Below are 11,579 nucleotides of genomic sequence, written 5' to 3' on the forward strand. Positions count from 1 at the left end.
GACATAAGCTCAACCCCGTGCGATACGGCACCGAGGAATGCCGGGTCATTGAAGCCGGGTGGCTGCTTGGTTGCGAGCGCTTGTGTCACGAGACCTTTTGCCGCGACTTGCACATGTGTTCCAAGTACAGCGTGGCTTCGCAATAGATCGGAACGATCCGGCACGCACCAGAACCGAAGTGTCACTTCCTCCGCCGGGGCAATCTCGATCGCCAGCCGCGGGACTGTCCGCGATGCTCCGGATTTGACGCTGGCGACCTTGCCCGTCGTATCGACGAAATCAATCTGGCCACCCATGCGTCCATTGTGCCAGCGCTTGAACACTATCTCGATCGGTTGTGCGGTTACCGGCGAAGCTCCCTGTTTCCAGAAAGCGTGGTTCGGAATTGACTCGGGAAATCCTTCCGGCGACGCACCGTTCCGCTCAAAGGATACCTTCAAATTCCTTGCTAGTGGATCCGGATAATAACGCGCCTTCGGCGGAGCGGCATGTTCGGCGGGTCGCAATATCGCCGAGCGGGATGTTTGGGGCGAGTTCTTCGTTGGCTTCGCAGGCGCGTCGTTTGGGAACCCTCCGCTTTGCGGATTTTGCTCGTAGCTGTCGAATGCGCCTGGAGGAATGGCAACAGATACGTTGTCAAACATCCCGGATTGTTCGGCGACCTCGAAACTGGCGCGCGGCGGCACCAGATAGCGCTTGACGTTGTCCTTGTCGAAGGCCGGGTTCGCGGCGCTACGCAGCACGATCCGCGCGACGTTCTCCGCATTGCCGTTCTCGGCCGTCGCTTTCTTCTCGCTACGTTGCCAGTCGCGGGCTTCGGCGTCCGATATCAACACGGCTGGTGCCGGAATGTCGCGCGGCGGCCCGAATTTGAATGCCGTGTCGCCATTCGAGGTGTCGCCGAGCGTGATGATCTCCGCTCCCGTACGAGAGAACACCGCGCAAGCCTCCTCGAACGTCGGTCCGCCACAGTTGGGGTAGACCGGGGCAAGACCCATCCTGTAGCTGTCGCCGATCCGCAAGGCTGGTTGCAAATCCTGCGGGTCGCCGGAAAATCTGTATTCGATGTCAAGTGCGAGATCGTCATTCGAATTCTCGCCGGGACCTGATTGGGCGGCGTCTGACGTGCCGGGATCGGTCGACAAGCCGAGGCTGGCCCCCATCCATGCAAACATTTGTCCGTCAGTGGTCGGGGAGGCAACGATAACCCCTGACGCGGGTGCCGTCAGGGGAACCGTGTGAGGACCGGAGGTCTGAGAATCGCCTTGTGCCTTGAGAGCCGGACGAACGTAACCGTGATCACGTGCCTGAACTTGGTGATAAGCGGCACTGTTGAGAGTGGATGCAATGTCGTCAATCGATATCTTTCGCGCAACCAAAGATCGCCACGGATCGCCGGTTAAAGCAACGCCGTGTCGGAAGCGCTGGACGTATGGGCGATAACCGATGACAAGGTCTTCTGCGAAAAATGGTCGGGTCTGGCTACCTGGTTGGGCGGAGACGGTTTGCGCCGCGTGGCTGGCGATTTGGTGCTGGGCCTGGTTGTCAATCAACTGAAGGCCGCGCGATTGCCGCTCGGGCGTCTTGTTCGAGACACTGGCGAGAAGGGTGCCATCCCGCTGCGCTCCGCCGTCCTGCTCGGCCTTCATTCGCAACGAAGTTATGGCCGCCGGGAGGTCGAGAATGCTGATCATAAAGCGGGGATCCGCGCTCGTGGATTCGGAGGCGCGAAGGTCAACCACCCCGTTTCGGATGCGGATGGCGTCGTTGAGGTCAGGCGGTACGGAGCCCGCTGTTGTACAGCTGGCCGGACGGAAACAAGCCTGGCCATCAGCGTCTCCCATCAATGCAGTCAGGTCAGGTTTATGATGAATGTCATCGCCATATTTTTGGTTGTCTTGAGGATCGTCCACGAACATCGCGGCGACACGATTGTAAGTCTTCAAATCGGCTAGTTTGACGTCTAATTCGACGTCCACGGTAAGCCGAAGGAATTTGGCGAGCCCCGGCAGCGCGCGAATGCCAAAGAATTTTCGCCGGGCCGCCTCGAGATCCGGTTTGGTGGCTGGCGTAGGCGTTACCGTGTTTCGCCAATGCTGGTGGAAGCTCGCGAAGTTTTTGCTTGCTTGCGCTTGAGCGCTGGGCACGGCCTGAATGTCGGCCATTTCCTTGACGTCAGGATGAGCAGCGCGGGATTTCCCGTGCTGTCGCGCCGCGTTGCGGAACAGCGCGCGCATCATCGCCTGTCCCTGTCCGCGCCCTTGCAGGAAATGATCAGTGCCACTCGGTTTGGTAGTCGGTATGTCCAACGCGCGGCGCAGCATGTGTTCCATGGCCGCACCAAGATCCGCGGCGAGCCCGGAATCGGTCGGAAGGGAACTCGACGCGAGCTGCCGAAGGAGGCCAAAGGCATCGCCTGGGGGATGGCCGAGCCCTGCCTGCAGAAGCTGTGTCAGCACGCTGGCCTGAACGCTGTGCAAAAGTCTGTGTTGCGCCGGCTGCGCAGCAAACGCGGCACCCATAGAGTTGACCCAATCGACCGCGTTGTCGCCGAGGATCGACTGAGCCTCGGTGCGGTATGAATCGGCCAGTGCCGAAAGTGCGGGTTTGGCCGCTTCGGTTCCCTTGCTTCGGATTTCTTGCGCAGCCAGAAGCGCGAATAGTCTGAGAAAATGCGAGTCGTTGTGAAAGGCGTTGATCGCTTCATCCAGGTAACGGGTCTGCACCCAATTCATTGAATCGTGGCGCAGCGCCAAAGTACCGAATGTCGTCGTATGTCCGGCAAGCGCGTCCAGGACGCGGGTGGAGTGGTCATCCGTTTTATTGTTTAATTTGTCGACCCTCATCTTGTCGCGAATCTTGCTCAAATTTCTGGAGATCGCGACATTGGGCTGCCGCTTGACGACATCGTCGTTCAAGGCTTGATAAAGAGCGAGGAAGCCATTTGAGCCATCCGTAGTAGAGAAAATTTTCTTCCAGAGGTTGCTGGGGTCGGGGTGCCGCGCCATAGCGGGATCGGTCTCGCGGAACGAAGGCGAGATTGATGTGAAAGTGTTGTCCGTGCCGAGATAGATCCTGAGCTTGTGATCCTTCATCAGGTCAGCGATTGCCATCGGCCAGTTACCCAATGGCACCTTGGGGCCGGGAGCAGATGGCCGGAGATCGGGTGTCAAGACAAGGCTGAGGCGCGCCCTACCGCTGGACACTGCAATTCCATCTGGAACCGCGAGACATCGTACGCCGACGTTTGCAATGTCATCCGCCATTGAATCACCCCGCATCTAGATTGCGAAATATTTGCGATATTGTTTCCAATCGGTCTGCATCGCCGGCCCGACGGTGCGAGTCCTGGGTTTTGTTTTCGCGGGTTTCGTCACTCTTCTGCGACGCGTCTGCTGCGCGTAGGCATCCGCTGCCGCTCCCGCGTCTTTCAGGTGAAGCAGCGCCGGTGGATCGGCAGGATCGTCCGCATCGGCATAGTCGTTCACGCTGCTTTCGTTCCACGAGACTTGGGTATGCCTTGCCGACTTGCTTCCCTGATTAGTGTAGCTCGCGGTGACACTGTACGAGATTTCAAAGAAGCTGCTGATCTTGAACGTGAACGCATAGGTCGAGCTTCCCGACATCGATGAATCGGATTGCTGACTCGTCGTGATTTGGATGAGGACCGCAACCGAAAAGCAGGCGATGTTACCTTCACCAACCGCCTGCACGAAGCCTTGCAGCACACGATAGCCACCGGCTTCGCTTAACAAGTAGATGCCAGCGGTGATTCTTGCGCTGGCGTGCAATGGGCCGAACTGAATTCCGAATATCGCACCGAACTCAAGTTGAATCTCAAACGCTACGACACCTTGGGCTGTCGCCCGGAGTCCAATAAAGCCCCCACCACCATAGGGTGTCGGCGGCGGAGCCGAAATCAGGAACGGGTTGGCGCGGCTGGCGAGAGCGAATTGGAACTCTGCCTGTCTACCGTCGATCGGGAGGATGGCACCGATACTGAAGTCGATGTTCTGGAAGATCAGACCGCCGAGAACCAGGTCGTCCTGTGAGAACTTGTATCCTACCTCGATCTGGGGCGGCACCAACTCGATTGCGCGATAGAATCCGTTGCCGCCCGAAGGAGAAAGATAGTCCTCAATAACCTCGAGGAACGATAGCAGGGCGCCGATCTCGGTGCCGGCGATATCGGCGCTAAACTTCACATCAGATCCTGGTGAAGCCTGAAAACTGGCGCCTTTAAAGTGAATTGTTGCGAGATCGAGGGCGTCACCCAACAGGTGCAACTGGAACGGACGAATATAACCAGTCGCCGAGACATCTCGCTCCCCGGTAATGAGGTTCACAGAGATCTGCGCGCGCAAGTCGAGATCGTTGCGAATATCCTCTTGGCCCGGTTCGACAGGGCCGTAGCCTGGGTCCATCGCAAAGATCGGATCGCCGGATGGGAAATCGGATAGTGCAGTATCAAAATCGTAGTTGAGCCGGATGCGGGCCGGGACAAGTTCGGCAACGGCACGCGCTAGATCGTCCTCCAGCTGCGCAACATTGAACAGGGTAGCAAAGTGCCCGGTCGTGACCGCATCCACGATGGTCTGTACGACCTGCACGAGCTGGGCCACACCAGGCTTGTTCTTCTTCCAGCTATCGAGCAGCGATTTCGCTTGATCGGCGACGCCAATCGGATCCGGCGGTGCAACCTTTAATGCTTTTTGCAAACTGGTCAGCGCCGTCGAATCCGCCTGCACTTGTAGGTCCGCCTGTTTCAGCGCCGACAGGATGCTTGGGGAAACGATGTCGGAGAGGGCAATCAGGCTGGTGCCTGATCCAGAATCGGACGTAAGCACGCCAAGGACAGATTGCGCGGCCTGATGCACCGCTGCATTAACATCAACTAGGCCTCCGACGATCGTGGCCACGCCCGCCGCCAAAGGCGTGGATATTTTCGACCAGATATCGGAAATTGGGGGCGCGGACTGCAGCAAAAGACCGGCAAGCTTGCGATCACTGAGCGTCGTGAATTGGAGGATTTTGTCGGCCAGAACCGCGGCGTCAGCGGCAGTATAAGGTGGCTTGTTGAGCGGCTGAATATCATCGACGAAGGCGCTGAACTCGCTGAGCGTAGAATTGACAGCCTGCTGTGCCGCGCCCGACAGATTGGCAGCAAGTATATTGATAGTCTGATTCAGGTCGGGCCAGACCGTTGAGCCAGCCGCGGTTAATGCGTAGCTGACGGTAACCCCGATCGCCAGCTGGCCCAGTGTGTCGCCGATCCCGTTCAGGCTTTTGGTCAGTGAGGCGGCGGCCGACGCGATCGATTGCTGCACTGGCGCGTTCGGATCCGGAGGGGCGGCATTCGCTGCCGCCAGCTGAGCCAGTGCGGCGATCGCCGAATTGACCTGCTTTAGCGAATCGACAATCGCCTGCGCTGCCCGTCGCCGCAAATCGACGCAATTTGCTACATAGCTGATCAGCTGCGCGGAATTCTTGCAATATGCTTCGATTGTGGGTGCGTCATTCTTATCGCTTCCGTCGGGCAGCTGTAGCCGGATCTTCTCGAACTCGAGAACAACGTTTCCAAGCTGCTGCAGGCTGCGTGTAAGAGCCGCCCGCAAGCCGACCACGACGTTAATGGCGTGTTGCGGCGCTCCGGCCGGGATTTGCAGCACACCAAGCTGTTGCGTGATGTCGTTCAGCTGGCTGGTGATGCTGTTGGCCAGCTTGTCCAGAGCGTCGGCTGGCTGGACGAGGCCAACGGCCAGCTTGCGAATAAGTCTGTATCCGTCTGAAACGCTATCGCATGCAAGCGTAGTAAGAGTCCCTGCAGTCCTGGCGATCGTCGTCGCCACGGCCGAGTGAATCACGGTGTCGATGACGTTGTTCACGATGTCGAACAGGCGCGGGGCGAGACCGTCGGCTTTCGATTTGGCCTGTTCGGCGAGTTGCCCTTCAAGATCCGCGGCGACGGACTGGATTTCCTGATTGGCAGCTGCACTCAAGGCCTTGACGAGCTCGTTGAGCGTGGCTTGCGGCAGGTTCCCATAGAGGCTGGTGAGTTTGGCGAAGTCTTCCGCGCACTTCTGTGCTGCGGCGGCCTTGGTCATCGCCGTCTGGTAAGCCGGAGCTGTAGCCGAAAGCGATTTTCCAAACCTGGTCAGATCATCTTTGGAGTCCTTCGCGGCTTGGGTGGCGGCTTTCAGCCAATTTTGAAGGGTCGCGTTGAGTTGTGGGAGATTGTTTCGGATCGCGGCGCGAGCGGCGTTTTCAAGCTGGGTTTGGCTGGGTAGTTGGCCTAGCTTGATTGTCTGCCCCGCGCTCACGGTTTGCGCGATGTTGCGCTCCATGTCGGACAGGATTGCCCATCCGAAGGCCGCGAAGCCGCTGTTCTGCGCCGCTGGAGCGTTGCGACGAAGCACTGACGTGAACTGATTTGCAAGCGTGGTGCTTGCCCAATTGATGTCTCCAGTGATTTGCTGTTGCAATTGCTGTACGCTGGCGAGCATTCTCGCGAATGGCTGCGCGAAGGCTTCGTAGAACAGAGCCTGTTGGAGGCGTGGCAGGACATCTGCGGGGTTGGCGATGATCCGCGCGAATTGCTGCTTGAGTTGTGCGGGCGTGGGTGGCGTATGAGCGGCGGGCGCGGGAAATTGCACCGGCGCTGTTGCCGAGTCGTCGAGGCGACCGAATAGTAGTTCGAACGGAACGGACAACGCCGGGTCTGGTTTTGTCGCATCGGGAATCAGAACGGCAAAGATCTGATCCAGCATTTGATTGGGATCGAGTAAAGTGCCAGTCAGGATGCTGACGATATTGGTGGCTTGATTGCTTTGGACCAGAGTTCGAAGGATCGTCCATTGCTTCGTCAGCGTTTGCAACGCATCCTGGACGATGGTTGGCATTGGATCCTGTGCCAACTTCTTCGTCTGCTTGGCGACGTTGTCGACATTGGTTTTGAACTGGCTCACCAGACCATAGACGAGCTCGACGTTGTCTGTTGTCTGATCGGCTGTCTTGTCAAAGTCGATCGTTAGGCCGCCAATCCTGGCTGCAGTGCTCTTGAGTTGTTCAAGGGAGCTATAAAAAGCCGGATAGAGCAGGGAGAGGGTTATGCCGCTACCTAGATTATTCAGCGATGTGTTGGCGGTCGTTTCCGCAGTACTGATCGCGCTCGCAATGAGACCCGCGGCTGGCTTCAACGTATCGAACAGCAGCTTCATCGCCGGCCAGACCGCGGTGTCGGCGGCGGCGGCAGCATAGTCGGTGGCTTCCATCAATTGGGGAGCGGCCGCTATCAGTGCTGCCCGCAGAATGTCCTTCAGCGGGACGACGCCGAGTAGCTTCGCGTCTTTCAACGCGCCACCAAAGAATTCAACGGGGTCGAAGCGTCCCGCGAGAGCCGACGCAAGATTGTAAGGAGTGGGTATCGGGTCGAGCGGCGGAGGCGGCGGCGGTGCAGCCGTATGGTTGGCCGGAGCAACTGTGACAGCTGCTGGCGGCGGAGGCACAGCCGCGGCTGGAGGCGCGAGCATTGCCGCGGGCATTGCGGCCGTAGCTGAAAATGGCACCGGAACCGAAATCGTTCCTTTTGACACACCGCAATCCAGGCCGTCAGATCGCGGCTGATTGCAGATATCAGAGGTGACAGCCTTTGTGGTCTTCGTGCCTCCTATCAATCCGGATTTGCGTCCGAGCGCGACCAGTAACGAATTGGTCGTCGCAACACCACCGGTGCTGGCTGTATTCGCGGTCGGGTCGAACTGAATATCGGGATTGAGAACGTCGAGGAACACTTCCGACGGATTGGTGGCTGGATCGAACCCGTGCCGCACGAATGTCGGGTCGAAGGTCACTTCGATCGCCGTATTCGGACGCCCCGTCAGCTGATCGACCTTATCCACGGTGATCCGCGCCTTGGAGGCGATTGGATAGAACGGCGGCTGGTCACGTCCTTCCATGAACGCATCCATTCCGAACCCCTGTGCTTCGACAGAGGCCTGGCTGCCGCTGGCAATAGCGAGCGAGCTGGTCTTGAATGTGTTGACAAACTTCGAGAAGGTGAGGTCGATCAGCGCCGGGGTTGTTGAGATCACCTCATAGGGCCAGGTGCCGTTGGCTTCCGTCGTGCCGAGCACACCGGAGATTATGACTGGCTTCTGGGCCTGGTTGAGATCTGTTAGACCTCGCTTGAGCGTGTCGAGGGTAAGGCGGATCACGCCCGGCGCCTTTGCGCCCGCGGGGGCTGCCTGCGCATTGGTGACAAGCACGACCGAGTCGCTCACGTGCCCTCCTGACACATAAGCGTTCTGGAATTTGGACCCCGTCAGATCAATCTGCGGCGGGTTTGACGCCTTCACAATACTGAAGAGCCAGGCGTTGTTGGCCTCGATTGTGCCAACGACACCATAAACCAGGATTTTACCGCCAGCCGCTGCATCAGCCGAGAGATCGGTAATCGAGGACTTCAGCGCGGCGAGAGTTAGCCGGATCACCCCTGAGGGGCCTGCGGACGCTCCCGTAACAACCACGCCGGGGTCGGGAGATGTGCTTAACCAACCACGCGCGCCAAGTACCCATGATGTGGTCTTGAATGTGCACTCGCCGCTGGTTCGTTCGTCGGCATAGCGTACAGGGCCTGCGCCAAGCTTGGCGAAACGCAGATAGCATGCGAGGCCAGGGTCGGGATCGTCGGCGAGAAGATCCGGCTTTGGCAGCCCCATGTAATACTGGACGACGTTTTGCATGGACGCGGCGTCGTGGGCCGCCGCGTTGTCGACAAAAAGCAGCGGCGATCGAACGGTGGCGCCATTGTCAAGCGCGTATTCAAACAGAACGTCGCCGCGCCGCCCGCCGCCGGGCAGGCAAGCCAGTAGTTGCGGCCAGAATACTTTTCCCACTGCGTTCAGGCCCGGTATCGGCATGGGATCAGCAAGATCAGGCGTCCGCACTGTCTTGAGCGTCACAGTGTGCGGCGAGAAGTCGAACGAGCTGAATGGCTGGGCATAGGCAGGAAAGGTTTTTTCCGGCTGCCTGACCGCGATGTAGTCGTGCTGGATCAGATAGCCGATTGGTGGCCCATTCATTTGCCACCGCTCCGGCCAAAATTCTCTCCGGCTCACCTTAAGCAAGGCTGCCCGATGACCGATTGGAAACAGAAAGCCCTTGTAGGAGACCTCAACGTAAGTGTCGCGACCGTCCTGGGTGTCGTGAATGTATTTATCGATGGTGAAGGCTGTATTGAAGAAGGGAGGATAGTGCTTTGGCTCGACTGACTCGGCCCAAGGTGCCGGTGGTTCGCCGAGCCACTTCGCACGCATGGTCGCGCCGCGCGCGAGCTTCAGGCTGAAGGACTCATCGAATGGTTTCCCCAGTACAAACCCTTCTTGTGGTGCTGACACCGGGGGCGCTGTTGCACTGTTCTTCAGGTTCGGATCGAGCGCACAGTAGGTAGACGTCGGCAGAAACACCATTCCATTCGGGTCGTCCGTCGTGAGCTGAAGTCCGGTGTCTCCGTTGATCATAAGCCGGCGCATGGCGGCGATGCCGTAGACCGACATCATCTCTGCAAGTTGTCTGCGATCGTCGCTCGCGAGCGAACCAACGAAGGTGGGCTGGTTCTGGAATCTTGCCGCGGGCGGCCTCAGATTCTGACCTTTAACCGCCGGGTTGACCAGAAAGCTCAAATCCATGTCGCGGGACCACAACACGCGCACAGCGGTCTGCCCAGCATTGGCGAGTTCTGCGGACCACATTACGGGCGCATGCGGGGTAGGTAACACGCTGTTTGTGCGCCATTTGGCGTTTGAATCGGGAGAGAGGATTAATCGGTAAACCGGCTCGAGTGCGGTTTCTTCAGCGCTCGGCGCCTCCGTATTGGCGACGATCATCTCCTTGGCATCAGCCCGGGTGGTCAAACGATTGATGCCAGCCGTCTTGAGTTGGTCCTCCAAAGTCGCCGTGCGCGGCAGCGCGCGCTTGTTGACGACTGTCGCGAGATTCGACCAGTCCGTCAGATAAGAAATGCTCAGCAGTGCCTCGCCCTGTGAATCCTGCGTCGTATCGGAAAATACGATCCTGGATTTGCCAGAGATCCGCGTTCGCGCCAGAGCTGGTGCTGATGGATTGTCAATGCTTATGCGTACGCCTGGCAGAGGCGCACTCTTGGAATTATCGGCCGGAGCAAAGGCCTCTTCGAACAGGTATTGCGGCTCGAAGTTGACGATCAGCAGGGGCTTATCTGATCCATGTCCGAGGCTCGGGGAATCACTTCTTTTGCCGGGGCGCGGCTTGGGGACGAGCCGGCTGATCTTTGCTTCACTTCCTTCGACTCGAAGGGCGTAATGCCTAAATCCATAGGTCAGATCCAGCAGATCGGTGCTACGCTTGACACGGAGGCTCGCATGATCGAGCCGCGTCTGGAACAGCGTTCGACGATTCCCGATATAGAACAGCGCATCCTTTTCGGCCGCAGCGACATTTTCTGGCTCGTCCTGCCCGATAACGACGCGGACCACCGTGCGGCCAAAGCTGAGCTCTCCCGTCGCCGCGCCGGACACCGGGATGTGGGCGCCGAGCAGTTGGCTATTGAAGGCAATGCGCGGAGGGGGCGATGATCCAAAGCGCACGCTGATGTCGCTTCGTTCGGGATTATATCCCTCGCCCTGAATCACTATTGAAAAATGAGAGCTCTCGATCGCAGCGCCGTCGATGCGAGTCAGGTAATCTTCGTTTTCCGCTGCTGTTGTGCTGGCGACTTTGCGTTCCTGCCCGCACTTGTCACCCGCTGGGGGCGCAGGGCTTTCGGATCGCCGGCGATCACTGCAAATCCGCGCCACCCAACCCTTGAAATAAGCGTCGTGGTCGAGTCCGTTTGCCTGCGCGTTGATGCTCCAGCGATCAAGCTGGATCCGGGAACCGAGCGGTCCCGTGCCAGGGCCGGTGCAGACCAGCGTGCCGTCGCCGGACAACTGCAAGACCGCATCGTCCATATAGGGTCGTGTCGCCTTGATCTGAAACCCGACCAGCCTTGCATCGCAGTGATAATAATCGACTTCGGCCGCCAAGTCCCCACCGATGCCGCCCAGAGTGATACGTCCGCTGCGAAACCGCGGAGGTTCGAAACTCAAGACTGTAAAGTGACCGGTTGCGTGCTCCGGTAGGGGCGTGCCAGGCGATACGGACGGGGAAAGTCTCAGGCCGGCCGTGTTGAAGTGAAATTTTTTCGAAACAACGCGAAACGATCCGCGGCTATCGTTCTGGACCAGACGGAGATTGAACAGGGCATCTATCTCGAGGCGAATCGAATATTTCGTCGCGGGCTCTATGCGGTTTTCCTTGTTATTGCCATTGCCGACAACGATCGGTTTGCCAGAATACTGGGCCTGATATCTGCTGCGGCTTTCGTCGCTGTCGCACCATCCGGCGAAAGGCAGTTCGAACTGAGCGCCACCCCCTTCAAGAAATCCAATTCTCAGATACCATTGATTGGCTCTCTGATAGAGTGTCGCGGTAAAATCTGATCTCGTAGAGAAGCCAGGATAGCGTCCGTTTTTAAGCTCGATTTCGTGGGCGATCAGGTTCGT

The 11,579-nt window shown here is 58.4% G+C and carries 3 protein-coding genes; 1 reads left to right on the plus strand and 2 read right to left on the minus strand.

The annotated features are described in order from the left end of the window. Positions 1 to 3,113, minus strand: a 3,113-nt coding sequence (locus tag WCB02_RS42490) for a hypothetical protein (RefSeq protein WP_423969145.1), incomplete at its 3' end; no start/stop codon positions are given. Positions 3,114 to 3,281: 168 nt separating this feature from the next. Beyond that, entirely contained in the window at positions 3,282 to 11,123 is a 7,842-nt protein-coding gene (locus tag WCB02_RS42495; protein WP_423969147.1) for a hypothetical protein, read from the minus strand. A gap of 84 nt (positions 11,124 to 11,207) precedes the next feature. On the opposite strand from WCB02_RS42495, the gene WCB02_RS42500 reads away from it, so the two are divergent. Next, positions 11,208 to 11,516, plus strand: a complete 309-nt coding sequence (locus tag WCB02_RS42500; RefSeq protein ID WP_423969149.1) for a hypothetical protein — start codon at positions 11,208 to 11,210, stop codon at positions 11,514 to 11,516. The last annotated feature ends 63 nt before the right edge of the window (positions 11,517 to 11,579 follow it).

Source organism: Bradyrhizobium sp., assembly GCF_049581145.1.
In the GTDB taxonomy this organism is placed as follows: domain Bacteria; phylum Pseudomonadota; class Alphaproteobacteria; order Rhizobiales; family Xanthobacteraceae; genus Bradyrhizobium.